The sequence below is a fragment of the Turneriella parva DSM 21527 genome, assembly GCF_000266885.1.
Lineage (GTDB): Bacteria > Spirochaetota > Leptospiria > Turneriellales > Turneriellaceae > Turneriella > Turneriella parva.
This window is the reverse complement of sequence record NC_018020.1, coordinates 3,504,870-3,528,878: the sequence shown is the minus strand read 5'-3', so window position 1 is coordinate 3,528,878 and position 24,009 is coordinate 3,504,870. Positions and strand designations below refer to the sequence as shown.

26 protein-coding genes and 1 pseudogene are annotated in these 24,009 nt (G+C 49.5%); 16 read left to right on the top strand and 11 right to left on the bottom strand.

What is annotated here, in order from left to right; translation table 11 throughout:
* The first annotated feature begins 592 nt into the window (after nt 1-592).
* Entirely contained in the window at nt 593-715 is a 123-nt protein-coding gene (locus tag TURPA_RS24375) for a hypothetical protein (protein ID WP_281054941.1), read from the top strand.
* 287 nt (nt 716-1,002) lie between these two features.
* Here the strand turns inward: TURPA_RS24375 and TURPA_RS16845 are convergent, their stop codons facing one another.
* Together TURPA_RS16845 and TURPA_RS16840 are read right to left on the bottom strand one after the other, a co-directional pair.
* Nucleotides 1,003-1,404: a putative toxin-antitoxin system toxin component, PIN family gene (locus TURPA_RS16845; RefSeq protein WP_014804501.1), complete on the bottom strand. Its 402-nt coding sequence runs from the start codon at nt 1,402-1,404 to the stop codon at nt 1,003-1,005.
* Nucleotides 1,401-1,619, bottom strand: coding sequence for a CopG family ribbon-helix-helix protein (locus TURPA_RS16840; protein ID WP_014804500.1), 219 nt, complete (start codon nt 1,617-1,619; stop codon nt 1,401-1,403). Before TURPA_RS16840 ends, TURPA_RS16845 begins: the two co-directional genes overlap by 4 nt.
* A 412-nt stretch (nt 1,620-2,031) precedes the next feature.
* Between TURPA_RS16840 and TURPA_RS16835 the strand changes: the two genes are divergently transcribed.
* From TURPA_RS16835 to TURPA_RS16830, 3 genes are all read left to right on the top strand, one after another.
* Entirely contained in the window at nt 2,032-2,310 is a 279-nt protein-coding gene (locus TURPA_RS16835) for a hypothetical protein (RefSeq protein ID WP_014804498.1), read from the top strand.
* A 253-nt stretch (nt 2,311-2,563) separates the two neighbouring features.
* The gene (locus TURPA_RS23580) at nt 2,564-2,737 is read left to right on the top strand and encodes a hypothetical protein (RefSeq protein ID WP_014804497.1); all 174 of its coding nucleotides are present in this window, start codon (nt 2,564-2,566) and stop codon (nt 2,735-2,737) included.
* Nucleotides 2,738-2,826: 89 nt separating this feature from the next.
* Entirely contained in the window at nt 2,827-3,189 is a 363-nt protein-coding gene (locus tag TURPA_RS16830) for an Lcl C-terminal domain-containing protein (protein ID WP_014804496.1), read from the top strand.
* A 501-nt stretch (nt 3,190-3,690) separates the two neighbouring features.
* Here TURPA_RS16830 and TURPA_RS16825 read toward each other — a convergent pair.
* A complete protein-coding gene (locus TURPA_RS16825; protein ID WP_014804495.1) occupies nt 3,691-5,127 on the bottom strand; it encodes a hypothetical protein in 1,437 nt (478 codons plus the stop codon).
* A gap of 765 nt (nt 5,128-5,892) precedes the next feature.
* Between TURPA_RS16825 and TURPA_RS24235 the strand changes: the two genes are divergently transcribed.
* On the top strand, nt 5,893-6,369 hold the full coding sequence (locus tag TURPA_RS24235; RefSeq protein WP_014804494.1) for a hypothetical protein: 477 nt from the start codon (nt 5,893-5,895) through the stop codon (nt 6,367-6,369).
* Nucleotides 6,370-7,580: 1,211 nt separating this feature from the next.
* Entirely contained in the window at nt 7,581-8,321 is a 741-nt protein-coding gene (locus TURPA_RS16805; RefSeq protein ID WP_041948614.1) for a hypothetical protein, read from the top strand.
* Between the two features lie 2,281 nt (nt 8,322-10,602).
* On the opposite strand, the gene TURPA_RS16795 is transcribed toward TURPA_RS16805, so the two are convergent.
* On the bottom strand, nt 10,603-11,823 hold the full coding sequence (locus tag TURPA_RS16795; RefSeq protein WP_157210556.1) for a WD40 repeat domain-containing protein: 1,221 nt from the start codon (nt 11,821-11,823) through the stop codon (nt 10,603-10,605).
* Nucleotides 11,824-11,962: 139 nt separating this feature from the next.
* Between TURPA_RS16795 and TURPA_RS16790 the strand changes: the two genes are divergently transcribed.
* The gene (locus TURPA_RS16790; RefSeq protein ID WP_157210555.1) at nt 11,963-12,148 is read left to right on the top strand and encodes a hypothetical protein; all 186 of its coding nucleotides are present in this window, start codon (nt 11,963-11,965) and stop codon (nt 12,146-12,148) included.
* Between the two features lie 351 nt (nt 12,149-12,499).
* On the opposite strand, the gene TURPA_RS16785 is transcribed toward TURPA_RS16790, so the two are convergent.
* The 5 genes from TURPA_RS16785 to TURPA_RS16765 all read right to left on the bottom strand — a co-directional run bounded on the left by TURPA_RS16785 (nt 12,500) and on the right by TURPA_RS16765 (nt 15,379).
* Entirely contained in the window at nt 12,500-13,417 is a 918-nt protein-coding gene (locus tag TURPA_RS16785; protein ID WP_014804489.1) for a restriction endonuclease, read from the bottom strand.
* 321 nt (nt 13,418-13,738) lie between these two features.
* Entirely contained in the window at nt 13,739-14,089 is a 351-nt protein-coding gene (locus TURPA_RS16780) for a hypothetical protein (protein ID WP_014804488.1), read from the bottom strand.
* Nucleotides 14,090-14,111: 22 nt separating this feature from the next.
* Entirely contained in the window at nt 14,112-14,381 is a 270-nt protein-coding gene (locus TURPA_RS16775; RefSeq protein WP_014804487.1) for a hypothetical protein, read from the bottom strand.
* 516 nt (nt 14,382-14,897) lie between these two features.
* Nucleotides 14,898-15,116 carry a DUF2283 domain-containing protein gene (locus TURPA_RS16770; RefSeq protein WP_014804486.1) on the bottom strand — a complete coding sequence of 73 codons (219 nt, stop codon included), beginning with the start codon at nt 15,114-15,116 and terminating at the stop codon, nt 14,898-14,900.
* Nucleotides 15,117-15,127: 11 nt separating this feature from the next.
* Nucleotides 15,128-15,379: a DUF4258 domain-containing protein gene (locus TURPA_RS16765; RefSeq protein WP_014804485.1), complete on the bottom strand. Its 252-nt coding sequence runs from the start codon at nt 15,377-15,379 to the stop codon at nt 15,128-15,130.
* 370 nt (nt 15,380-15,749) lie between these two features.
* Between TURPA_RS16765 and TURPA_RS16760 the strand changes: the two genes are divergently transcribed.
* A complete protein-coding gene (locus TURPA_RS16760; RefSeq protein ID WP_014804484.1) occupies nt 15,750-15,998 on the top strand; it encodes an AbrB/MazE/SpoVT family DNA-binding domain-containing protein in 249 nt (82 codons plus the stop codon).
* Nucleotides 15,992-16,315 (top strand): type II toxin-antitoxin system PemK/MazF family toxin, encoded by a 324-nt coding sequence (locus TURPA_RS16755; protein ID WP_014803172.1) that lies wholly within the window; start codon nt 15,992-15,994, stop codon nt 16,313-16,315. The genes TURPA_RS16760 and TURPA_RS16755 overlap by 7 nt, the downstream gene beginning before the upstream one ends.
* Before the next feature lie 259 nt (nt 16,316-16,574).
* On the opposite strand, the gene TURPA_RS16750 is transcribed toward TURPA_RS16755, so the two are convergent.
* A complete protein-coding gene (locus tag TURPA_RS16750) occupies nt 16,575-17,204 on the bottom strand; it encodes an adenylate/guanylate cyclase domain-containing protein (RefSeq protein ID WP_014804483.1) in 630 nt (209 codons plus the stop codon).
* A 403-nt stretch (nt 17,205-17,607) separates the two neighbouring features.
* Entirely contained in the window at nt 17,608-18,201 is a 594-nt protein-coding gene (locus TURPA_RS16745) for an SH3 domain-containing protein (RefSeq protein ID WP_157210554.1), read from the bottom strand.
* A gap of 226 nt (nt 18,202-18,427) precedes the next feature.
* On the opposite strand from TURPA_RS16745, the pseudogene TURPA_RS16735 reads away from it, so the two are divergent.
* The 7 genes and pseudogenes from TURPA_RS16735 to TURPA_RS23560 all read left to right on the top strand — a co-directional run.
* Nucleotides 18,428-19,652, top strand: a pseudogene (locus tag TURPA_RS16735) (IS3 family transposase); the annotation flags it as partial.
* Between the two features lie 354 nt (nt 19,653-20,006).
* Entirely contained in the window at nt 20,007-20,192 is a 186-nt protein-coding gene (locus TURPA_RS23570; RefSeq protein ID WP_157210553.1) for a hypothetical protein, read from the top strand.
* A 391-nt stretch (nt 20,193-20,583) separates the two neighbouring features.
* Nucleotides 20,584-21,321 (top strand): hypothetical protein, encoded by a 738-nt coding sequence (locus TURPA_RS16720; protein ID WP_014804480.1) that lies wholly within the window; start codon nt 20,584-20,586, stop codon nt 21,319-21,321.
* Between the two features lie 216 nt (nt 21,322-21,537).
* Nucleotides 21,538-21,921, top strand: a complete 384-nt coding sequence (locus TURPA_RS16715) for a hypothetical protein (protein ID WP_157210552.1) — start codon at nt 21,538-21,540, stop codon at nt 21,919-21,921.
* Nucleotides 21,922-22,166: 245 nt separating this feature from the next.
* Nucleotides 22,167-22,643: a hypothetical protein gene (locus TURPA_RS24370; protein ID WP_014804478.1), complete on the top strand. Its 477-nt coding sequence runs from the start codon at nt 22,167-22,169 to the stop codon at nt 22,641-22,643.
* Between the two features lie 15 nt (nt 22,644-22,658).
* Nucleotides 22,659-22,844, top strand: coding sequence for a hypothetical protein (locus TURPA_RS16705; protein ID WP_014804477.1), 186 nt, complete (start codon nt 22,659-22,661; stop codon nt 22,842-22,844).
* An 848-nt stretch (nt 22,845-23,692) separates the two neighbouring features.
* Nucleotides 23,693-23,878: a hypothetical protein gene (locus TURPA_RS23560; protein ID WP_157210550.1), complete on the top strand. Its 186-nt coding sequence runs from the start codon at nt 23,693-23,695 to the stop codon at nt 23,876-23,878.
* Nucleotides 23,879-24,009: the final 131 nt, after the last annotated feature.

Genomic DNA, 24,009 nt, shown 5'->3' with positions numbered 1-24,009 from the left:
CCAAGTCCCATTGTAAACTGGCCCATGGCATGAATATTCTGCGTAGAATTTGCCGCCTTTCTTAAAGATTAGCTTAATATCTCCGCAATCTCTCGGCTCAGTGCAATCTGGGCCCAAGCAACCGGCTTTGAAGTCAGAGAATAGATTCTTTCCTTTTGGTTTAATGCAGTTTTCGTCATTTACGACTTCGGCTTTCTTCTCCGCAGGGTTAGTGGCTGGAGGCTGCGAGCTCTTATTACAGCCATAAAGTAAAGCCGTAATGAGTATCCAGAAAAGTACCCTTTGTCTTCGTTTAGCTCTGTGTCGCATGTGAAATATATTTTGCGCCATTTCAGACAACGTGCAATTTTACAAGACGATTTGGGGTGTGCCGTCTTCGGCGCAACCCAAATTGTGTCGAAGGCGACTGCGGCGCGCCCGCCAATAAAGCTCAACTGAGCTGCGGGCGTCGACGCATCTTCGTCGCCGAGACCGAGCACGCCTTTCGCGTAGCGAATGGCGGCGCAGCTTGTAAAATCTGTTGCCCGCCGTGCCGACTCGCGAGCGCGACGTCGCATCGATCGGGTAGGGGCCAATCGCTTTCAAGCTCGCGATGCGTGGCCTGCGAAGCCGCATTACCGAATTCGAACGCATAGTAGGATTTCTGACGCACACAAACATCGAAGCCAGGAGCGCCAACCAAGCAGTCGTGCTTGCGCCAGCCGCCAAACTCTAATCTTCACCGAAATAGCAAGCCGCAAGCTCGACTGCACACAGTGCCTCTTTTATTTTTCGGCCACGCATAGGCATGGCGGGCAACGCGTATTTTATTTGACGTTTTGGCTTGTGGCGTCTTCGACACAAGCCAAAATGTGTCGTAGGTGACTGCATGGCGCCCGCCAACCAAGCTCGATAGAGCGCGGGCGTCCATGCATCTTTGTCACCGGAGACCGAGCACCCGAGGAGCTACGGCACCGCAGGGAGCGCAGCAAATAAAATTTGTTGTCTGAAGTCGCCATCTGACTACGATGCCATATAGCCGGCCTTGTAGTCTCTGGGAGAGAGAATTTGGGTATTTTTAAACCTTTTCAATACCAGTAAATCTTGGTCACCAGTAAGAAGTATGTCTGCCCCTATTGCATTCGCGACCCAAAGCACATTGTTATCATCTGGATCTCGGCATACTTCTGGCCTTTGCCCTGTGGGTATTGCTATGTTTACCCTTTCACCCAAATGCTTCAAGGTCTCGCTAAGAGCCTCACGGGGTATTTTGAATTTTTCCGCACACTTCTGGCTGAATTCCCGAATGATCCATTCAGAAAGCCAAATTTCATGATTATTCACGGCGGAATCAAAAACTTCGGAGGAGACTCCTGGGAAAATCAGCGCAGAGATGAGTACATTTGTATCGATTACGATCTTCAAGAAATGGCCCGAAAAACATCTTCTTCACTATAGAAACCGGCTTTTTCAGCATATGGCCTTAGTTTAGCCCGTATTCGATTAGTCTCTTGTTGATAGAGATATTGATCCAGTGCCTTTTTCACGATTTCACTACGGGTGGTCTTGTTTGCCTTTACGGATTTATCCAACTTCCTGCTTAGCTCGGGCTGAAGGCTTACGGTAATCACTTTACGCATATGTAATACAGTGTATTAAAATAGGCCGGCTTCGACAAGAATATTCTCTGATGGCGATTTCAGACAACGTGGATTTTACGCTGACGTTTTGACTTGCTGGGTCTTCACAGCAAGTCAAAATGTGGTCGGAGCGGCTCGCGGCGACGCGCGAAAACACACCTCCCGGTGTGCGCGTCGTCCGCGATCTCCTGCCGCGGAGACCCGAGCACGCGAGGAGCTACGGCACCGCAGCGGCGCAGCGCGTAAAATTTGTTGTCTGAAGTAATTGCGCCTGTGAGCCCGGCTAGGAGGGCCGGGCGAAATTTCGGTCATTGATTGTAACGGAATATTTTCTTTACGCGGAATGGGTCATAGCTGTTATCAGTTTGCCTATGATCATATTTAGTAAATTCCGGAATGGCAGTAAAACGAAATGGATTTGAAAGAATACATCGGACATGCTTTGTCTATAGCAGGGATTCTTATATCGATTGCCACTGCGATTTGGGCGACAATGCAAATGCGCAGAAGTGTTGGTATTACATTCAGCCTGGATATTCGCAGAAATATTGAACGATTAGAGCGGAATAAGCAAAAGTTCAGGGAGACTGTCCCGGAAGCTTACAAAGAGTTCTTTGATGTGCAGAGTGAGCTGGAAACCGTCGACAAAAAGCTGCAGGAGATTTTCAAGCTAAGAAAAGACCCGCATTGATCGTGTACTATGCATGACGGATATTGAGTCACATGATTCTCTGTAAGATTATCTTCTGGTTCTCAACGAACCGTTGAAACTCTCGCCGTAAGCCATTGCCGGTCGACCTAAAAACAAGGTAACAAACTGAAAGCAGGAAGAGAGGAACCAAAAGACAGATCATAAGGTGAATGCAGAGAGAGACGAGCGGCGATTGATATTTCTTAATGTGCAAAAGACTTTACAACCACACCAAAGGGTGCCAAGGAGAAAAATGTTTGTTTTAGTTATTTTGATATCAGCAAGTATTCAGGCACACCCATCGGTGATTATGCACGATTTTAAAACTATAGAATCGTGTCAGGCGGCTGGGAAATTAATCGAAAAAGATTTGCCGTTAAATGAATATATCGGTGGTGAAATGACTTGGAAATGCATCCCGAAGTGACGGACGTTTAAAATGACCACGTAACCGCCCCAAAAAAACATTGTCAAATCGATTGACGCATCGAGAACATCACAGCGATAATCTACTATATGGAACGAACATTTTCAAAAGTAAGATTTGTATTGGGTATCACACTCTGCCTGGCGCCGTTCTGGCAAACTTTGTACGCTGGAGGCGGGGGAATAACGTGGAGTCCCTATCAAGGCGAAATGAAATGGAAAGAAGCTACAGAGAAATGTAAAAGCCTTGGTATGCGCTTGCCAAGTATCGAGGAACTCATAGCTGCATACAACAGCGCGGTAACTAAAGCGTGGCCGGAACAAGGTGCATATTGGTCGTCATCGAAATATGCCGGGGACTATTATTCATACTGGGGATTACATTCGAAGAATGGAATATACATGGACAATAATAAGCACTATGGTGTTCTTTACGTCCGCTGCGTGCGATAGTCAGCCAATCAGCAAGCCCGTCAGACCCGGCGGCTTAAATACACTTTAGCAGATGTACGCCTAAGACATACGAGGGTGGCCGAAGTTTCGACTTTGGCAAAATTTTTCCGCCGGCATTTCTGGGACGTGTGCTCTACACCGCTTTAAGCTCAAGCAAGTGCTGACAAAGTAGAAACCGGGAATAGAACCCGTACAGAGTAACTGCCCATAATTTAGAACTATTTTAGCAGCTATTTGCCGCGCCGACACGAGGTCGGCGGAGTACAAAGGCGCAATTATTTCAGACAACGCGGAATTTACCTGACGTTTTTCGACGGTTGTGTCATTATTTCAAGTTGTAAAGCCATTTCCCGTCGAAAAATGTGCCCGAAGCGCCTGCCTGAGGAGCGCAAAACAAGCGTCCCGCTTGTGCGACGAAGGCATCTTCGGCGCGTAGGGCCGAGCACCCGAGGAGCCACGGCACCGCAGGGAGCGCAGCAGGTAAATTTTGTTGTATGCCGTTCAGCCTCTGGGTATCTGCTTCAGCAGGTTTTGATAGTCGGTCAACTTGTGAACAACCGTAATGTCTTTTTCCTTTATTATAAAAGCAAGTAACCGAGTCAGATGAACATTTCGTGTTTTCGTTCTCAATATTTCGCAGAGGTTGCGATACCGCTTCTGAACGGTTGTCTGGTGTGCATCTGTCAGAAATTCGGGATCTGAAAATAGGCGAACAAAGATGGCAATTTCGCTATCCGTAAAAAGATCAATACATTTCTCATATATAGGTATAGCCGAAGTGCAAACGCCGTCTCGATAACCTTTCCCATTGCCAGCGTAGCAAATTGATACAACTTTTGTAAATTGATGTTTTGCAGCCATAGGTATTTGACCCGTTAGAGGCAGAGAGCTTAATAAAGATTCGGCATGGGGTAACTCATTATAGAAGTTATTGAATTCAAAGTGCGTGCTTCGCAAATTCGAAAGTTTTTCTAAGAGTTCAACACCCAGGCTATCTTCGTCTTTGTATGCAAGCCCGTCAACTAACGCCAAAAAGCGTTCGGCATTGTTCTTTCTTGTGGTATCGGCATTCTTTCTGTAATATCCATATCGACCACCAATCTCATATCGTTTTGCCTCGGAAGCGCAAGTCCAGATTCCTGAGACCAATTTTTCAATATTGGATCGGAGCCCAGTTTGGATTCTCGGATCACAATAGTTGCCAAAAACCGAGCCAAGGAAGTCGTCAATGCGTTCCGTTGGTTGTTTTGCTAGTTCGCTCTCAATAAGGGGAACATCAGTTTCCGCAATATCTTGTGTTCGCATATTGTGGATGAGCTGATACATCGTGATGACGGAATGATCTGGTTTAGCAGTAATCGCGTAACGTAGGCAGTTTTCCAAAAGAGTTAGTATTTCTAACCCAGTAACCTGATTATCGTTCGGGTGTGCGGCACTAGCATGATTACGCATATAATTCACGTATTCGAGGCGCTTGAAGTTTATGTCAGAGATGACGCCTATTCTACGACAGATTTCTAGTAGATCATGTTCAGAAATATCTTCCATGTCTTCGACAGTACTGCAATTTCTGTATTTGCTGGCGATAGTCTCCGCGATCTGAAAAAAATAAGGCAGGTCAAATTCGACGATCAAGCTTCTAAGGGCTTTTATGGTTTGATCCCAAAGATAATTTATGGCGCCATCAAATAGGCCGCTGGAAATGGCCACCGTAAACTTTGTTAGATATGTGGATTTTATGCGCTCTTCTTCGGGTAAAAGCTCTAACGTTTCGCCCAAATTAGTCAATACTTTGGACCGCTCCGCAATCGGCGAAAGTACATTTTCAGTTGGGAGGCCCAGGGATTGAATGTAATTTGCTAGTGGTTTATTCAGAGAACTGATGGATGTTTGTAGCTCTTTCGGCGAACTCTTCACTATTGACTTCTTTTTTTTCATCGGTAACTCCTATCAATGGCTGAATGGCATACAACGTTGATTTTACGCTGACGTGCGCCTGCGGGTGTAAAGTGTTTTGCATTTCAACCATTGCGTTTTACGCGAAGCGCATGTGCCCGGAGCGCCTGCCTGAGGAGCACCAAACAAACGTCCCGTTTGTGCGACGAAGGCATCTTTGGCGCGCAGGGCCGAGCACGCGACCCAACGGAGTGGTCGCGGCGCAGCGCGTAAAATTTGTTCTATGTCGTTGCCGTCAAGCGGTCGCTTAGGGTAGGGCTGTGGCGTGTTCGCAAAACCCGCACTTTACCTGACGAGGCGCCTGAGGTTGAATCAAAGCGGAGTTCGCGAGCTCTCGGTAATTTCCGCCGCGTACGAATGAACGAAGGCTCGCGAACGTAGCGCAAGACGAAATCTGATCCATCGCGCCGACAACTCTTAGCGGGTTTTGCGAATGCGCCTGGGTAAAACTCTTGCAGCGATCGCGGAGCGTCGCGATCTTCATCTGTAGCGTCCGTTACACTACCAGCGTTGAAGCCTGGAGGGAGCTTACAATGAAGAGGCGCTCTTCGGCTTTTTCATCTCTTCGCGACGCTAGGCAATGACATAGAACGCTTGATTTTACAAGACGATTTGGGGTGCGCCGTCTTCGGCGCAACCCAAATTGTGTCGAAGGCGACTGCGGCGCGCCCGCCAATAAAGCTCAACTGAGCTGCGGGCGTCGACGCATCTTCGTCGCCGAGACCGAGCACGCCTTTCGCGTAGCGAATGGCGGCGCAGCTTGTAAAATCTGTTGCCCGCCGTGCTGACTCGCGAGCGCGACGTCGCATCGATCGGGCAGGGGTCAATGGCTCACAAGCTCGCGATGCGTGGCCTGCGAAGCCGCAATACCGAATTCGAACGCATAGTAGGATTTCTGACGCACACAAACATCGAAGCCAGGAGCGCCAACCAAGCAGTCGTGCTTGCGCCAGCCGCCAAACTCTAATCTTCACCGAATTAGCAAGCCGCAAGCTCGACTGCACACAGTGCTTCTTCTATTTTTCGGCCACGCATAGGCATGGCGGGCAACGTTTGATTTTACAAGACGATTTGGGGTGTGCCGTCTTCGGCGCAACCCAAATTGTGTCGAAGGCGACTGCGGCGCGCCCGCCAATGAAGCTCGACAGAGCGCGGGTGTCGACGCATCTTCGTCGCCGAGACCGAGCACGCCTTTCGCGCAGCGAATGGCGGCGCAGCTTGTAAAATCTGTTGCCCGCCGTGCCGACTCGCGAGCGCGACGTCGCATTGATCGGGCAGGGGCCAATCGCTCTCAAGCTCGCGATGCGTGGCCTGCGAAGCCGCAATACCGAATTCGAACAAATAGTAGGATTTCTGACGCTCACGAACCTCGATACCAGGAGGGCCCACCGAGCAGTCGTGCTTGCGCCAGTCGCCAAACTCTAATCTTCACCGAAATAGCAAGCCGCAAGCTCGACTGCACACAGTATCTCTTTTATTTTTCGGCCACGCATAGGCATGGCGGGCAACGTTGATTTTACGCTGACGTGCGCCTGCGGGTGTAAAGTGTTTTGCATTTCAACCGTTGCGTTTTACGCGAAGCGCATGTGCCCGGAGCGCCTGCCTGAGGAGCACCAAACAAACGTCCCGTTTGTGCGACGAAGGCATCTTTGGCGCGTAGGGCCGAGCACGCGACCCAACGCAGTGGTCGCGGCGCAGCGCGTAAAATTTGTTCTATGTCGTTGCCGTCAAGCGATCGCTTAGGGGGTAGGGCTGTGGCGTGTTCGCAAAGCCCGCACTTTACCCGACGACGCGCCAGAGGTTTAATGAAAGCGGAGTTCGCGAGCTTTCGGTAATTCCCGCCGCGTACGAAAAAACGAAGGCTCGCGAACGTAGCGCAAGATGAAATCTGATCCATCGCGCCGACAACTCTTCGCGGGTTTTGCGAATACGCCTGGGTAAAACTCTTGCAGCGATCGCGGAGCGTCGCGATCTTCATCTGTAGCAGTCGTTACACAACAAGCGTTGAGGCCTGGAAGCAGCTTGCAAGGACGAGGCGCTCTTCGGCTTTTCTATCTCTTCGCGACGCTAGGCAATGACATAGAACGTGGATTTTACGCTGGCGTTTTTTGACGCTTGTGTCATTTATTCAAATTGTAAAGCCGATTTGCGTCAAAAAATGTGGTCGTAGCGGCTCGCGGCGACGCGCGAAAACACACCGCCCGGTGTGCGCGTCGTCCGCGATCTTTGCCGCGGAGACCCGAGCACGCGACCCAACGAAGTGGTCGCGGCGCAGCGCGTAAAATTTGTTGTCTGAAGTAATTGCGCTTGCGAGCCCGGCCACGGACGGCCGGGCGGCAAGTTGTTACTAAAATATGACAAAGAATCCGTAATCTTGGCTTGGAGGATGTTTCAAATTAGATTGACGTAGTTACAGTAAGACAAGGGAGTACGGAGTGGAAAATCGTTCCCGATCAATCTCTTTCACCAGGCTGCTGATGATTGCCATTTCTCTGGCCGGTGTAGCGAAGCTAGACTCTACAGAAGCCGCTATGTATGTCGACAAATTCAATTTTGTGATCGGGCGAAAAGCCCCGTCAAAGGATGCCGAATCAATAATAGCTATACCTTTCGGCACAAAGCTTTTCTGCCGGCCGCAAGGATCGACTGAAACAATAATGTCGATGACCGGGCAGTGGTACTATTGCAAAGAAATTAACGGTTATGTCTTTGGCCCGCTACTCTCACCAAGTCTTCAAAGTAAATCGAAATTGAAAATGCGCCTTAAAGAGGGCTTTGTTTCGGATGCACACGGTCATAGTGGGGATTTTTTCCAGCTACTTGCCAGGAATAAAATTGATTTTAGAGGTATGGAATATCTTGGCATAGCGGGGGAGCAAGAGCAGATCCCTGTTAAAGGCAAAGGTAGTTATACAATCGAAAATCATTTCTTGATCATTAAACGTTATGGTGAAAAAGCAGGCACTTATCGCTTGAGGTGGCACCCGAAAATAAATGCATTTGTCCAAGAAGAGGAATTTGACAAGGTTAATAAGATATTGCCAACTATGGAATTCGAGGAAAAGCGCTATCGAATAAATCGTGATCTGTGCGTTATAGAAGAGGTAGAAAATTGGGACGAGAAGATAGTTCGGGTCTATCTCGGTGACGGTTATTCTCTGTACTGCCCTCAGTAATGTCCAAGCAATTTAGCGAGCGAATCGCAGTACAAATTTCCGTGGCCGTAGATAAAGCCGCGTCGCCACGGATGGCGAGGAAGTACAAGAGCGCAATTATTTCAGACAACGTTGGATTTACCTGACGTCGATGGTGCGCCGCACAATAAATGCAGTCTTCTTAGAGAAGCCGCTCTTGGCGCGCCATCGATGTGCCGCAGGTGGCTGCGTTGCGCCCGCCAATAAAGCTCGACAGAGCGCGGGCGTCAACGCATTTCAGGCCACCGGAGGCCGAGCACGCGAGGAGCTACGGCACCGCAGCGAGCGCAGCAGGTAAATCTTGTTGTCTGAAGTAATTGTGCCTGTGAGCGCGGTTAGGATGACCGCGCGAATACTTGGGTTCAGTACGCATAACTAATCCTTCTAAGCTTCTCGGAATCTGGCTTTACAGCCGTAATGCCTAAGCCTAAGTGCTAACAAGTATTTGCCATTTACGTGGTAACTCAAAATGAATCAGAAGCGCCTTAAATTTAGTCGATCGATGCGTCGAATTTATCATCGGCTGTTGCTAAGATACAATGGGCGAATAAAACCTGATAAATATGGCTTGATGGTCAGGCGTTTGGAACCATTACTGTTTTTACACGTTAAGAATTCCATTTTTTGGGTAGTTTTTGTATTAACCGAATTTGTTGTGCTGACGTCGGTAGCTGGACTAGTGTTTTTTACAGATCTAGCCCTAAACTCGCCACGGGGTAACTGGCTTTTTGGCTTAGCGGCGATAATTTCACTGATCGCGTGTTTCCGAGCTTATTTTGAGCAAAGAGATATGATCATAAAAATTATGCTTCGTCACCGTTTCCGACGCGGAGAGTTTGTTCCATAGTGGTCGATTCTCAGTATCATTAAAGTTCGGGAATGCACAGTGCTGCAATGCGGAGTCCGTGCGCCGACACGAGGTCGGCGGAGAACAAAGGCACAATTATTTCAGACAACGTGGATTTTACGCTGACGTGCGCCTGCGGGTGTAAAGTGTTTTGCATCTCAGCTATTGCGTTTTACGCGAAGCGCATGTGCCCGCAGCGCCTGCCTGAGGAGCACCAAACAAGCGTCCCGCTTGTGCGACGAAGGCATCTTTGGCGCGCAGGGCCGAGCACGCGACCCAACGCAGTGGTCGCGGCGCAGCGCGTAAAATTTGTTCTATGTCGTTGCCGTCAAGCGGTCGCTTGGGGGCAGGGCTGTGGCGTGTTCGCAAAACCCGCACTTTATCTGACGAGGCGCCAGAGGTTTAATGAAAGCGGAGTTCGCGAGCTCTCCGTAATTTCCGCCGCGTACGAATGAACGAAGGCTCGCGAACGCAGCGTAAGACGAAACCTGATCCATCGCGCCGACAACTCTTCGCGGGTTTTGCGAATGCGCCTGTGTAAAACTCTTGCAGCGATCGCGGAGCGTCGCGATCTTCATATATAGCAATCGTTACACAACCAGCGTTGAAGCCTGGAAGGAACTTACAATGACGAGGCGCTCTTCTGCCTTTCTATCTCTTCGCGACGCTAGGCAATGACATAGAACGCTTGATTTTACAAGACGATTTGGGGTGTGCCGTCTTCGGCGCAACCCAAATTGTGTCGAAGGCGACTGCGGCGCGCCCGCCAATAAAGCTCAACCGAGCCGCGGGCGTCGACGCATCTTCGTCGCCGAGACCGAGCACGCCAATCGCGAGGCGATTGGCGGCGCAGCTTGTAAAATTTGTTCTAAGCCGTTGCCGTCAAGCGATCGCTTGGGGGCAGGTCGTGGCGTGTTCGCAAAACCCGCACTTTACCTGAAGAGCGGCGCGAGGTCTGCAAAAAGCGGAGTTCGCGAGCTCTCGCTAATTCCCGCCGCGTACGAATGAACCAAAGCTCGCGAACGCAGCGCAACGCGAAATCTGATCCATCGCGCCGATAACTCTTTTCGGGTTTTGCGAATACGCCTGGGTAAAACTCTTGCAGCGATCGCGGAGCGTCGCGATCTTCAATTGTAGCAGTCGTTACACGACTAGCTTTCAAGCTTGGAAATGTCTTGCAATGATGAGGCGCTCTTAGTGGTAATGCTTCTCTTCGCGACGCTAGGCAATGGCTTAGAACGTTGGATTTACCTGACGTCGATGGTGCGCCGCACAATGAATGCAGTCTGCTTACAGAAGCCGCTCTTGGCGCGCCATCGATGTGCCGCAGGTGGCTGCGTTGCGCCCGCCAATAAAGCTCGATAGAGCGCGGGCGTCAACGCATTTCAGGCCACCGGAGGCCGAGCACGCGAGGAGCTACGGCACCGCAGCGAGCGCAGCAGGTAAATATTGTTGGGCGTAGGTCGCGACGGTTGAGGCACCAAAGGAAGTAGGTAATCGCCAAATGTTTACTCTGCCTTTTTCGTCGGAGAGCGCTACAAGGTTATCAGGTGCACACACTGTTAAGTCCATGATTATGCCTTTATGACCAGTCAATTTGATCGCTTTGTCCGGGAATCTGCTGTCCCAAGCATAGAGCTGACCCGATTCATCACCAGAAATAATGCCTGTTTCATTCACATAGTCAATTGCAGAAACGGCATCTTGATGCTGGTCAAAAATTGCCTTCACTTTGCACGTATCATGCTGCCAAATGATTATCCTAGGGTCTATGCGGCCGCCAGACGTTAGAATTTCATCCGAAGCCTTAAGGAATTGGAGGTGGGTGATAAAATTGTTGTGCTTATTCAAGTGGCAGACTTTGGTAGGGTTGAAAATACTTCGCACATGGGCTTCAGTCGCATCTGAATAAGCCAGAATAGGACGACTCTTATGAAAAGCGACCCTGGGATTAATTAATGGGCCTGAAGCGTAGGTGTCCTTTTCGGCGTTCAAGGTCTCGTGCGGCTTCTGGCTCTTCAGATCAAGAACTGCGATCGCATATTGATCATATTGCGAGATCGCCAGGAATTGCTCATTGGAACTGAAATCAAAGTCAGCTGGCGGCCGCCCGGAGGGCTGCAATTCTAAAAATTTATTGTGCGTACTCGTCAACCAAATGGTGAGCATCCCAAGTTGCTGAACAGCCAGAAATTGGCCTTTGGCGCTGAATAGAACTTGATTAAAGTTAGTACCCTTAATATGCCAAGTTTCTGCCAAGTTTGGGAAGGTTCGGATCACAGCCCTATCGGATTCTACAAAAATAGCACTTTTCCCGTCCGGTGAAATCGCTTTCACAACACCTGAAATCTCTTTTTTCAGCTTCAGCTTTTCGTAATCCCATTCGGCCGTCTTTTGATTGCCGTAACTTATGAGAATTGATTTCTTTTCTGGGATGCAACGCACAGACTCAATGCTTTCATTAGTTGCAGGTATGCTCTTAAACCAATGTATTTCTGAACCAGCAAATGTAGCAGAACAAAGCAGTATTAGCACTATGATGGAACATTTTAACATATCTAATCTCCCTTCGCGACTTTCGCCCAACGTTTGATTTTGCAAGACGATTTGGGGTGTGCCGTCTTCGGCGCAACCCAAATTGTGTCGAAGGCGACTGCGGCGCGCCCGCCAATAAAGCTCAACTGAGCTGCGGGCGTCGACGCATCTTCGTCGCCGAGACCGAGCACGCCTTTCGCGTAGCGAATGGCGGCGCAGCTTGTAAAATCTGTTGCCCGCCGTGCCGACTCGCGAGCGCGACGTCGCATCGATCGGGCAGGGGCCTATTGCTCCCAAGCTCGCGATGCGTGGCCTGCGAAGCCGCAATACCGAATTCGAACAAATAGCAGGATTTCTGACGCTCACGAACCTCGATACCATGAGCGCCCACCGAGCAGTCGTGCTTGCGCCAGCCGCCAAACTCTAATCTTCACCCAAATAGCAAGCCGCAAGCTCGACTGCACACAGTAACTCTTCTATTTTTCGGCCACGCATAGGCATGGCGGGCAACGTTGGATTTACGAGAAGTTTTGGCGGCGCACTATGTCAATTCTTAAATTCGGTAAAAGCATATTTAGCCGCCAAAATTTGCCCGAAGTGCCTGCCCGAGCCCGCCAATGCAGGCCCACAGGCCGGCGGGCGCAGGGCATCTTTGGCACGTAGGGCCGAGCACCCGAGGAGCTACGGCACCGCAGGGAGCGCAGCTCGTAAATCTTGTTGTGCGATGGAACCGCGACACGCGGCAAATGCCAGGCTCGCCAAGGAAGGCGAGCCTGGGTTATTCAGTTTCATCAAAATAGTCACTATCCATTTTCTTGATTTCGTATGAGTTTGAGGTTGAAACACCTAAATTGTGATCAATCATCAGCTCAGCCAATTGACGACCGTCGATCAGTATAACCTTCGGGTCAATGGTTTCAACGTAGGCTATGGCATCTTGAGAAAATTTACCAGTTGTAATGAAGACGCCCTTTTTTGCCCGTTTGCCGTGCAGGGCACCAACAAATTTCTGGATTTCGGGCCGACCCACTGTGCCTTCCCAGCGTTTCGCCTGTATGTAAATGACATCTAAGCCTAGCATGTCCTCTTTAATGATGCCGTCTATACCTTCATCACCGCTCTGGCCAATCGATTTTCCGGCGTCCTTTCGGGAACCGCCGTATCCCAGGGAAATCATCAAATCGATTACGAGGTTTTCAAAGAATTTCGGAGTATTAGTTTTTACTTTCGCCAAAACTGCGCTGCTGAGATCGTTTCGAATGGACTGATACGCCTTTTCAAGGCTTTCCTCGGGGGTTTCTGTAGTATCTGCACTATCAGAAATGTCATCTACGGAGTCCCCTTTATCCGCTTTCGCGGTATGAAATTCTACAAACTCTGGGAATCTATTGAGAATTTTTACATCAATTCGATCATGCTTTTCATTGAGGAGTTGTACCCCGCGATCTGTAATCTTGAAGTAACCCCGGCGCGGCGCCTCAAGCACTTTTGCCTGAGTGAAATAACTTTTGGCCCAAGCTACTCGATTATCGAATTTTGATTGTTTACCGCTGCCGAGCATCTCTGCAAGGTCTGATTCTGAGAGATTCATGTTCTTGGCGATTATGGCTCTTGCCTCTGACATTGAATGCTCTTTGCCATCACCCGCAATTTCAAGAAGTGGTCTGAAGAATGATTGAAAATCTGGTACTGCCATTACTTAACTCATTGCCATACGGCTGAAGCTCGCCACGGATGGCGGGCGCAAAAATAAAAATCTTTCGCGGTTCTTTCGCACAACGCGGAATTTACCTGAGGTTGAGTGACGCTTCGTTCAACTTTGTATTTTGTAAAGCCATTTTGCGTCACTCAATCTGCCCGGAGCGCCTCGCGGCAAAGCACAAAACAAGCGTCCCGCTTGTGCTTTGTCCGCGATCTTCTGGCGCGTAGGGCCGAGCACGCGAGGAGCCACGGCACCGCAGCGAGCGCAGCAGGTAAATTTTGTTGGGCGATGTCGATGGCCGCCACGGTAAAAGCATCATGCTTTGGGTCTTATTTCGGCTAAAAGTCCCGGTATTGAAGCAACCAAAGCCTTGGCTCCACGCAGAAAAGCCACCTCTGACGAATGTACTTCATGAGCGATCAAATCACGAATTATTATTTTGCCTGTGAATTTCTCATTGGGAAAAATCAATTCTAGGCCCTCAAATACACCTCTTTTTGCGGCTTCAAAATATTCAGGATTTCGCAAATTAGGGTCGGCTATTACCTCTAATGAGGTGTTACTTGGTAGTATTTCGATCTTAATGCCCGCACTGTCGAATCTCGGCCCGAGGTGTCGTGTATAGTCATAGGACAGTACTGTTTCTATCGGTTGTAGCTGCTTCATTAGAGTAAAATTGTTTGAATACTTAGAAAGAATACCATGAAAAGTCTTTTCTTGCGCCCATCGATTTCGCCCAACGTTTGATTTTGCAAGACGATTTGGGGTGTGCCGTCTTCGGCGCAACCCAAATTGTGTCGAAGGCGACTGCGGCGCGCCCGCCAATAAAGCTCAACTGAGCTGCGGGCGTCGACGCATCTTCGTCGCCGAGACCGAGCACGCCTTTCGCGTAGCGAATGGCGGCGCAGCTTGTAAAATCTGTTGCCCGCTGTGCCGACTCGCGAGCGCGACGTCGCATCGATCGGCCAGGGGTCAATGGCTCACAAGCTCGCGATGCGTGGCCTGCGAAGCCGCAATACCGAATTCGAACAAATAGTAGGATTTCTGACGCTCACGAACCTCGATACCAGGAGGGCCCACCGAGCAGTCGTGCTTGCGCCAGTCGCCAAACTCTAATCTTCACCCAAATAGCAAGCCGCAAGCTCGACTGCACACAGTAACTCTTCTATTTTTCGGCCACGCATAGGCATGGCGGGCAACGTGGAATTTACCTGACGATTGGTGACGCAGGTGTCATTAATTCGGATTGTAAAGCCACTCTTGCGTCACCAATTGTGCCCGCAGCGCCTCGCGGCAAAGCACAAAACAAGCGTCCCGCTTGTGCTTTGTCCGCGATCTTCGGCGCGTAGGGCCGAGCACGCGAGGAGCCACGGCACCGCAGCGAGCGCAGCAGGTAAATTTTGTTCTCTGCAGTGATTTGACAATTTAGTGTAGTAGCGATTTTCGCCAAGGAGGGCGAAAATCGAGTAAAAGCCTATGCTACGGCTTGTTTTAGGTTATCCAGTACAACACTGGGGACTTTACCGTGGCCAATAACCTGTTTAGCATCAAGTATTTCTATGCCAACGAGCTTTTCGTTTGGGCCAATATTTAGCGCTACATCTTCTGACAGCTGCAATGTGCGGCATTCTACGGGCTCATCTATGAGCTTTATATACATAGTATCGTACTTTTCGTCGTATGAGATTTTCATAGGGCCTCTGGCTAAAAATAGAAAGTATATACCGTGATGACAACTATTTTTTCGTTTTCTCTAACGAAGACTGGCGCAACCTGCTTAATCTGATAAGGTTTGCCTTGCCAAGTTGCGTTGAATTCGAAGTTCTTGCGTCGCATAAATCGGCTCTTTTTGGCCGGAATTTCTTCACCTTGCTCAATAGCCACAGTCATTTCGACTTCATTGGTTCCACGTAACTCTGCTTGCTCAAGAGCATGATTTGTGAAAATTATCGTCATAATACCCTATTCTTGAGCGTTTGGCGCCTTTCGCCTATCTCCAAAGACGGCAGCGGTGGGCAAGCCCGACATGGATGTCGGGGAGCACTATGTCAATTGTCAAATCATTGCAGAGAACGCGTATTTTATTTGACGTTTTGGCTTGTGGCGTCTTCGACACAAGCCAAAATGTGTCGTAGGTGACTGCATGGCGCCCGCCAATTACGCTCGATAGAGCGCGGGCGTCCATGCATCTTTGTCACCGGAGACCGAGCACCCGAGGAGCAACTGCACCGCAGGGAGCGCAGCAAATAAAATTTGTTGTCTGAAGTTTGCGGGTTCGGAATAGAAAAACTTGACGAAGTGATTACAATGTAATTACTTGATCGGTATGATCTTGCAGATAGTAAAGGTGGGCAACTCGAAAGGGCTGCGGATCCCCAAAAGTATTTTGGAACAATACCATATCGAAGAAGAGGTGGATGTTACCTCGACGAAAGATGGACTTCTTTTGAAACCTATAAAAAGCAAGGCTCGAGCAGGTTGGGCAAAGAAATTCAAAGAGATGGCGACAAACCGGGATGATAGGTTATTAATGCCCGATTTCACAGATGCGGCAGATCGAGACTGGCAATGGTAGTGGAACAATACGACGTATTTCTCATAAATCTTGATCCGACTATCGGCCATGAGATTAAGAAAACCAGGCCATGCCTCATCATATCACCAAATGAGATGAACGGTAATATTTCCACGATAATCATCGCCCCTATGACAACCGTTTCGCGAAATTATCCGACACGAGTGAAAACAGTATTCAAAAAGAAGACCGGATATATTGTCCTCGACCAGATTCGTACGGTCGATAAAGCGCGTTTAGTTAAGAAGCTTGGTAAGGTCAATATTGAAGCCATTGGCTCAGTTAAGTCAGTGCTGAGAGAAATGCTTATAGATTAGTCCCCGCAAATTTCAGACAACGTGGATTTTACGCTGACGTTTTTTGACGCCTGTGTCATTTAATCATTTTGTAAAGCCGATTCGCGTCAAAAAATGTGGTCGTAGCGGCTCGCGGCGACGCGCGAAAACACACCTCCCGGTGTGCGCGTCGTCCGCGATCTTATGCCGCGGAGACCCGAGCACGCGACCCAACGAAGTGGTCGCGGCGCAGCGCGTAAAATTTGTTGGGCGCCCGTTTGAAAGATTTTCAGAAGTATGCTCATAACAGTTGAAATATAGAATGAGCCCCTTCAACACCTTTTCTATAAATGGAGTCAATTTGCCTCGTTTCTAAATCAAGGCCGTTCTTGGTGGTTTCACTGAGCATGATGGTCGTATCGTAATAACGGGTCTTCTCCATTAGATCTTCAGCATAGTTAACGTCAATGCCAGACGTAATAATCTGTCTGCTTTTTTCATCACCCACAGACATTAAATAGAAGCTGCCAGTATTTATGCCCGCCTTTAATGTAATATCTAACCCTTCATAAATTGGATTTTCTAGAAAATAAGTAACTATTTCTTTCGCCGCTAAGCAAGCTCGTTTTGCCGCACTTTGATTCTTGTCTTGGATAAAGAAGGATTGATTGAAGGCTCCATTCGTGCGGCCGATAAAACCATCGTAATTATGAACCACTTCGAAGATTTTCGAATGATGAATTGATGCCAGCTCTAGCAAAGTATCAACCGTAAACGCATCAGCTAAAACGGTCATTGCTTTAATGTCAATACAGAGTACCGAGCCATCGTATTCTTTGTATGCATAATCTGAGTGTAAGTTCTTGCCAGATTGAAATTCTGCGGGTAAGTCTTTGTAATAAGTAATAATGTTCTTAGATGAAATGCTCATGTTTTTAATCTTTCAAATGGCGCCCAACGTTGGTTTTACCTTGACGTTTTTGCTTGTGGCTTCTTAGACACAAGCAAAAATGTGCCCGGAGCGCCTGCCTGAGCCCGCCAATGCAGGCCCACTGGCCGGCGGGCGCAAGGCATCTTTGGCGCGGAGTGGCCGAGCACACGACCCAACGAAGTGGTCGTGCGCGCAGCAGGTAAAACTTGTTGTCTGAAGTAATTGCGCCTGTGATCCCGGACAATACCGCCTAGGCGACACCAGTGTCGTCTCACTATGGAGCATTTTGCCACCAAGCGTCGTACGGCTTGCCTAAAACGACTCTATATGTGAAAGCCCAGACCAAGATGTTCGGAATTTTCTGAGATTAAGTGTAAAGTGATTTCCAAGGCGCCCAAGGCATCTAAAATCTATCACATTCTTTCATACATGCCTGGTCTGTGTTGACTACTTTGTCGTAGCAGCGGCTATTCTCTCCATAGCAATCGCCTCTTTCGCATTTTTGCAATGCCGCCTCGCATCTCGTCATTCCCCTGTCATATCCCAGCTTACACCTTTCAGAACACGTAGGCGCTTTTACCGCCTTCGCAGCCGGTTCTTTCTCCCGCATTGCGGCGGTCATTTCTGGGGTTAGCACTTCAGAGAGCTCCCCGCTCAAGACCCACCCGTCGCATTCTATATTGCTATTTGAATTGCATTTTATGTGAGCCCATCTTCCGAGAGTACCGTATAAGTCTTTTTTTTCGACTCTCTCCTCTTTGACGTCGACCATCACCCCGAATGGAACGTCTTTGAGGACCTTGCTATTTAGAATTGGCTGCTCATAAACTTTCAAGCCAGTTTTTGCTGCGGCGTACATTATTTTATTCTCTACAGGTAGCTTATTATTTTCTACAGGCTTCTTACACATAATTGCTATGCTAAAGATACACGAAAGGACACATATTTTTTTGATAGCCTGATAACGCTTATATGCTTGCACCATGACTTCATTCAAATATTATTACTCGCGAAGGTCAAGAAGTTTTCGCACATTCATTCATAAGAAAGGCTTCTCTATATTGAGTCTTGTTGAGCAAGGAATGGTCAGCCAACATGGGATAAAATACTTTTAACGGCCATTGAATATGGCACTTAGGTAGGACTGATACGAAATCGCATCTGTAGCGACCCCCTAAATCACCGGACACCTTATCCTGCTCCTAAGACATAGGAGTAGTGATATGAATAATGATAGTACTAAGGCTAAGGTAGAGTTAGTCACAACCGTCCAGCGGCGGCGCAGATGGTCGGTCGCGGAGAAACTGGAGATTCTGGTAGAGGCCGAACAGCCCGGTATGAGCATGTCGTATGTGGCCCGAAAACATGGAATCGCAGCGACGCAGATTTTCAAATGGAAAAAGCTGAAAGAGGCTGGCGCTCTGACGGCTGTTGGCAGCGAAGAGGAAGTATTGCCCGTATCGCAGGTCAGGCAGCTCCAAGAGCGCATCCGTCGGCTGGAGAGCATTTTGGGTCGTAAGACGGAAGAAGTTGAAATCCTCAAGGAAGCCGTGCGTATTGGACGCGAAAAAAAACTGATCTCGCACAAGCCATTGCGCGGCATCGAGGGTTTCGAGTGAATCAGGTAGCGGATGTATTGCGCGTATCTCGATCCAACCTCTATGAAAGCTTGAAATCCTCACGACGCGGAAATAAAACCGACCAGACGGTAGATGAACGAGTACTGCCGGAAATCCGACGCATCTGTGATGAAAGACCGACTTACGGGTATAGACGCGTGACAGCAATGCTCAACAAAACCCTTGAAAAACAAGGCTTTTCACGCGTGAATAAGAAGCGCGTCTACCGATTGATGAAGGTGCACCAGTTGCTGCTGCAAAAAGTTGCAAGCCGTCGCACCCTTGTGCATGATGGCAGAATCATCACGGCGAAAAGTGACGTGCGCTGGTGCATGGATATATTTGGCGTGCTTACCTGGGATGGCACTCACGTCTGGGTGGCGTTTGTTCTGGATTGCCACGATCGGCAAGTCATCAATCACTTTAGCAGCACCGTCGGCATCGACGGTCTGAACATTCGCGACATGCTGCTCGGTGCAGTCGAAGAGCGCTTTGGCAAGGCTGAATGCCCACACACCATTCAACTGCTCAGTGATAATGGCCCACAATTCACGAGCCGTGAAACGGTTCATTTTGCATCTTCCATCGGCTTTCAAGTCTGCACGACGCCTGCCTATAGCCCTGAAAGCAACGGTATGGCCGAAGCATTTGTGAAAACATTCAAGCGCGATTACGTTTACATAAATCGCCTTGAATCCGCGTGGAAAGTAATGCCGCAGATTTCAGACTGGATGCATGACTACAACCATCATGCGCCCCATAAAGGCTTGAAGATGCGTTCGCCGGTTGAATACAGGAACCTAATGGCAGCAGGTTAAGCTGTCCGGTTTTCGGGGGTCACTGCAGCATCATATGTTGTTCTTCACCCTGGGCAAAATTTAACATAGAGATTTTGGGGTCTTAATTTTAGCGTTGATTTTCATAAATGATTAATTTATTTGCCTGCCCCGACACGAGGTAGGGTATCTGCAATGGCGCAATTATTTCAGACAACGTTAGATTTTACTAGACGATTTGGGGTGTGCCGTCTTCGGCGCAACCCAAATTGTGTCGAAGGCGACTGCGGCGCGCCCGCCAATGAAGCTCAACCGAGCTGCGGGCGTCGACGCATCTTCGTCGCCGAGACCGAGCACGCCTTTCGCGTAGCGAATGGCGGCGCAGCTTGTAAAATCTGTTGCCCGCCGTGCCGACTCGCGAGCGCGACGTCGCATCGATCGGGCAGGGGCCAATCGCTCTCAAGCTCGCGATGCGTGGCCTGCGAAGCCGCAATACCGAATTCGAACGCATAGTAGGATTTCTGACGCACACAAACATCGAAGCCAGGAGCGCCAACCAAGCAGTCGTGCTTGCGCCAACCGCCAAACTCTAATCTTCACCGAATTAGCAAGCCGCAAGCTCGACTGCACACAGTGCCTCTTCTATTTTTCGGCCACGCATAGGCATGGCGGGCAACGCGGGTTTTACCTTGACGTTTTGGATTGTGGCGTCTTCGCCGCAAGCCAAAATGTGCCCGGAGCGCCTGCCCGAGCCCGCCAATGCAGGCCCACTGGCCGGCGGGCGCAGGGCATCTTCGGCGCGGAGTGGCCGAGCACACGACCCAACGCAGTGGTCGTGCGCGCAGCAGGTAAAACTTGTTGTCTGAAGTAATTGCGCCTGTGAGCCCGGCTAGGACGGCCGGGCGAAACCAAGATGAGACTTATATTAAGTATGAGAATAAAAAAGAGATTTACATAGGAAGTCACCATATATCATCATTACTGATGAATACTTATCTCAGGAATGTCAGACAGAAAATCGCGTCGAAGCAGCCCAAAGTTTATATAGCACTAATAGCTTTCTTTGGCGGTGTCATTCTCGCAACTCAGACACCTGCCGCGCCGACCCAGCGGGTATGGACGTTGGAGGCTATTGAAAAAACTGGAGCACTTGCGAAATGTGAAGAGATTAGACAGCTGTACCTGAACGATAGACCGACAAAGGCTGAGGCGGTATGGAAAGAATTTAAGAAAAGAAATTCTGCACTATTTGTTAATAATAGCATTTTTGGCTCAGCACCACCCAAAACGATTCTAAGGTTAACAGGAAGATGGAGTGCACAAGTTTTCCGGACGGATTATGGATCTATTGAGGCATGTGTTTGCTCAGAGACGCTTGAATCCTGCCCAAGAGAAGCGCATTTGCCGCCTTACCACAGCTTGGCTGATATTCATGAAGGTCATTTCCATCTCAGTTATGATGATAATATGCTCCCGCATCGACTGCGTGATAGCTTCGAGCAGGCTGCTCAGAGAAAGGTCTTCTTGAAGGATGTCCACGTGGCCCCTGAAAGTTTACTGAGCGATTTCTTTGTAAAGAATGAAGGCGAGAACGAAACGTGTGATCTAAAAGTGTCTGTTTTTGGTGTAGGGCGAGGTTGGGTAAAATTAATAGATTTCAAAGTAAGCAATGAAAAGATCCCGCGACTAGAAGATTCACCGGAGAGTTCTGAAAATAAATGACAGGTATATTCTCCTGGATTGGGGAAATTCCCTTATTCATGGCGAAATAGAATCTTCAGAAGACTGGTTTCTTCAATATACAGTATGATTTTTTGTCTTTCAGAATCTGAAATCAGGCCGTATGATCTACTGACTATTGGCATTGCTGGTTTAGCTCTCGTTGCGTCTTTAATGAGTATTGTATCGAGTGCAAGGTACCAAATAAAGCTGCATATCATGAACTTGATAATCACTATGGCAAATCAAACTAATGCTTATTGGTGGGAGCACCTAAGAAAACATGCGACCCCTAATCAACGGGACCTATCAGATCGGAATGCGCATACGGTGAATATGATAATCCGAGCGATTCAAATTATTCATCGAAACCGAGAGGCGCACAGACTATTGTTAATTTTCTGCAAGCAGCTCTTTTTGGATTGTTTGTATCTTCAACTAGAATCAGAAATCAACAATGTTCTTGTAGATCCCAAGAATGTGTTGGAACCATCTTATTTGATGAAATTATTCACAGATGCAGATGATTTAGTGACACTTAAAGAACAGTTAATTCGCATTCGCAAAGAATTAGGTGCATCTTACGCTAAGTACAATAGATAAACACCGCAGTCAAAAAGATTCTGTTTGCTTGAGGTTTTATGGCGCTCGCACGAGGCGAGCGGATCACAAAGGCGCAATTATTTCAGACAACGTTTGATTTTACAAGACGATTTGGGGTGCGGCGTCTTCGGCGCAACCCAAATTGTGTCGAAGGCGACTGCGGCGCGCCCGCCAATTAAGCTCGACAGAGCGCGGGCGTCGACGCATCTTCGTCGCCGAGACCGAGCACGCCTTTCGCGTAGCGAATGGCGGCGCAGCTTGTAAAATCTGTTGCCCGCCGTGCCGACTCGCGAGCGCGACGTCGCATCGATCGGGCAGGGGCCAATCGCTCCCAAGCTCGCGATGCGTGGCCTGCGAAGCCGCAAAACCGATTTCGAAAAAATAGTAGGATTTCTGACGCACACAAACCTCGAAGCCAGGAGCGCCCAACGAGCAGTCGTGCTTGCGCCAGTCGCCAAACTCTAATCTTCACCGAAATAGCAAGCCGCAAGCTCGACTGCACACAGTGCTTCTTCTTTTTTTCGGCCACGCATAGGCATGGCGGGCAACGTTTGATTTTACAAGACGATTTGGGGTGTGCCGTCTTCGGCGCAACCCAAATTGTGTCGAAGGCGACTGCGGCGCGCCCGCCAATGAAGCTCGACAGAGCGCGGGTGTCGACGCATCTTCGTCGCCGAGACCGAGCACGCCTTTCGCGCAGCGAATGGCGGCGCAGCTTGTAAAATCTGTTGCCCGCCGTGCCGACTCGCGAGCGCGACGTCGAATTGATCGGGCAGGGGCCAATCGCTCTCAAGCTCGCGATGCGTGGCCTGCGAAGCCGCAAAACCGAATTCGAACAAATAGTAGGATTTCTGACGCTCACGAACCTCGATACCAGGAGCGCCCACCGAGCAGTCGTGCTTGCGCCAGTCGCCAAACTCTAATCTTCACCCAAATAGCAAGCCGCAAGCTCGACTGCACACAGTGCTTTCCTTATTTTTCGGCCACGCTTAGGCATGGCGGGCAACGTTGATTTTACGCTGACGTGCGCCTGCGGGTGTAAAGTGTTTTGCATTTCAACCATTGCGTTTTACGCGAAGCGCATGTGCCCGGAGCGCCTGCCTGAGGAGCACCAAACAAACGGCCCGTTTGTGCGACGAAGGCATCTTTGGCGCGCAGGGCCGAGCACGCGACCCAACGGAGTGGTCGCGGCGCAGCGCGTAAAATTTGTTCTATGTCGTTGCCGTCAAGCGGTCGCTTAGGGTAGGGCTGTGGCGTGTTCGCAAAACCCGCACTTTACCTGACGAGGCGCCTGAGGTTGAATCAAAGCGGAGTTCGCGAGCTCTCGGTAATTTCCGCCGCGTACGAATGAACGAAGGCTCGCGAACGTAGCGCAAGACGAAATCTGATCCATCGCGCCGACAACTCTTCGCGGGTTTTGCGAATGCGCCTGGGTAAAACTCTTGCAGCGATCGCGGAGCGTCGCGATCTTCATCTGTAGCGTCCGTTACACTACCAGCGTTGAAGCCTGGAGGGAGCTTACAATGAAGAGGCGCTCTTCGGCTTTTTCATCTCTTCGCGACGCTAGGCAATGACATAGAACGTTTGATTTTGCAAGACGATTTGGGGTGTGCCGTCTTCGGCGCAACCCAAATTGTGTCGAAGGCGACTGCGGCGCGCCCGCCAATAAAGCTCAACTGAGCTGCGGGCGTCGACGCATCTTCGTCGCCGAGACCGAGCACGCCTTTCGCGTAGCGAATGGCGGCGCAGCTTGTAAAATCTGTTGCCCGCCGTGCCGGCTAGCGAGCGCTACAGAGCTTCTATCGGGCAGAGGCCAATCGCTCCCAAGCTCGCGATGCGTGGCCTGCGAAGCCGCAAATTCGACTTCGAACAAATAGAAGGATTTCTGACGCTCACGAACTTCGATACCAGGAGCGCCTACCGAGCAGTCGTGCTTGCGCCAGTCGCCAAACTCTAATCTTCACCCAAATAGCAAGCCGCAAGCTCGACTGCACACAGTGCTTCTTCTATTTTTCGGCCACGCATAGGCATGGCGGGCAACGTTTGATTTTACAAGACGATTTGGGGTGTGCCGTCTTCGGCGCAACC

Coding starts and splice junctions, on each gene's coding strand:
- TURPA_RS24375 (WP_281054941.1), top strand. CDS start 593: ATGCGTGGCCTGCGAAGCCGCATTACCGAATTCGAACGCATAGTAGGA.
- TURPA_RS16840 (WP_014804500.1), bottom strand. CDS start 1,619: ATGCGTAAAGTGATTACCGTAAGCCTTCAGCCCGAGCTAAGCAGGAAG.
- TURPA_RS16835 (WP_014804498.1), top strand. CDS start 2,032: ATGGATTTGAAAGAATACATCGGACATGCTTTGTCTATAGCAGGGATT.
- TURPA_RS23580 (WP_014804497.1), top strand. CDS start 2,564: ATGTTTGTTTTAGTTATTTTGATATCAGCAAGTATTCAGGCACACCCA.
- TURPA_RS16830 (WP_014804496.1), top strand. CDS start 2,827: ATGGAACGAACATTTTCAAAAGTAAGATTTGTATTGGGTATCACACTC.
- TURPA_RS16825 (WP_014804495.1), bottom strand. CDS start 5,127: ATGAAAAAAAAGAAGTCAATAGTGAAGAGTTCGCCGAAAGAGCTACAA.
- TURPA_RS24235 (WP_014804494.1), top strand. CDS start 5,893: ATGGCGGCGCAGCTTGTAAAATCTGTTGCCCGCCGTGCTGACTCGCGA.
- TURPA_RS16785 (WP_014804489.1), bottom strand. CDS start 13,417: ATGGCAGTACCAGATTTTCAATCATTCTTCAGACCACTTCTTGAAATT.
- TURPA_RS16780 (WP_014804488.1), bottom strand. CDS start 14,089: ATGAAGCAGCTACAACCGATAGAAACAGTACTGTCCTATGACTATACA.
- TURPA_RS16775 (WP_014804487.1), bottom strand. CDS start 14,381: ATGCGACGTCGCGCTCGCGAGTCGGCACAGCGGGCAACAGATTTTACA.
- TURPA_RS16770 (WP_014804486.1), bottom strand. CDS start 15,116: ATGAAAATCTCATACGACGAAAAGTACGATACTATGTATATAAAGCTC.
- TURPA_RS16765 (WP_014804485.1), bottom strand. CDS start 15,379: ATGACGATAATTTTCACAAATCATGCTCTTGAGCAAGCAGAGTTACGT.
- TURPA_RS16760 (WP_014804484.1), top strand. CDS start 15,750: ATGATCTTGCAGATAGTAAAGGTGGGCAACTCGAAAGGGCTGCGGATC.
- TURPA_RS16755 (WP_014803172.1), top strand. CDS start 15,992: ATGGTAGTGGAACAATACGACGTATTTCTCATAAATCTTGATCCGACT.
- TURPA_RS16750 (WP_014804483.1), bottom strand. CDS start 17,204: ATGAGCATTTCATCTAAGAACATTATTACTTATTACAAAGACTTACCC.
- TURPA_RS16720 (WP_014804480.1), top strand. CDS start 20,584: ATGAATACTTATCTCAGGAATGTCAGACAGAAAATCGCGTCGAAGCAG.
- TURPA_RS16715 (WP_157210552.1), top strand. CDS start 21,538: ATGAACTTGATAATCACTATGGCAAATCAAACTAATGCTTATTGGTGG.
- TURPA_RS24370 (WP_014804478.1), top strand. CDS start 22,167: ATGGCGGCGCAGCTTGTAAAATCTGTTGCCCGCCGTGCCGACTCGCGA.